The organism is Campylobacter sp. RM12642, from assembly GCF_020137635.1.
GTDB lineage: Bacteria > Campylobacterota > Campylobacteria > Campylobacterales > Campylobacteraceae > Campylobacter_E.
Map to the genome: position 1 here is coordinate 1 of NZ_JACGAT010000080.1, position 692 is coordinate 692.

Genomic DNA, 692 nt, shown 5'->3' on the forward strand with positions numbered 1-692 from the left:
CCATTAGTTTTATTTATTTTGTCTTTAAGAAAAGATATTAGGTTAGTGAAAATTAGGAGCTTATATGAAAGATAATAATGTAAAACTTAAATCAATATATGATACTTCTATTGTTATAAAAAATAATGATCTTTTAGCAAAACAAATTTCTGATTACTTAAAAGAATATTTAAAAATTAAACGATTTGGAGGCAATGGTGGAAAATTTGCTTATATTGATGATGAAGGAAAATTTATTAAGCATATAGATATAAACGAGTTAAGCATTAAGGATCTGTAAAAGGAAAAATATGAAAGAAGAAAATAATAAACTTACACCGTTACATAAAGCCAACATAAGCGATATTAAGAAAAAATTACCCAAATTAAAACAAGCTTTAAAGAATGAAATAGAAACATATAACGAAGAAATGCGTTTTAAAATATTTGATGAAATCAAAGAAGTAATAATTATTGCATTACAATGTGGTAAAACATATAAAGAAATAATTGAATTACTAAAAAATAATTTAGAAGTTATGGTTACAGATAAACAGCTTGCAAGATATGTTAAAGAAGTATTAAAGTTAAAAAGAATAGGCACACAAGGCGGTAAATTAGCTAATATTGATTCTGATGGTAATTTCATAAATTATGTTGACATAGAAAATATAAATATAGATTTATTAGATGATAATTAAAATACTTTAATT

General features: G+C 22.5%; 2 protein-coding genes. Both read left to right on the top strand.

Annotation, left to right across the window (positions count from 1 at the left end; genetic code table 11):
- Positions 1-64: 64 nt before the first annotated feature.
- Complete coding sequence (locus tag AVBRAN12642_RS09760; protein ID WP_239803173.1) at positions 65-280, top strand: hypothetical protein; 216 nt, start codon at positions 65-67, stop codon at positions 278-280.
- 10 nt (positions 281-290) lie between these two features.
- Positions 291-680 carry a hypothetical protein gene (locus tag AVBRAN12642_RS09765; RefSeq protein WP_239803174.1) on the top strand — a complete coding sequence of 130 codons (390 nt, stop codon included), beginning with the start codon at positions 291-293 and terminating at the stop codon, positions 678-680.
- Positions 681-692: the final 12 nt, after the last annotated feature.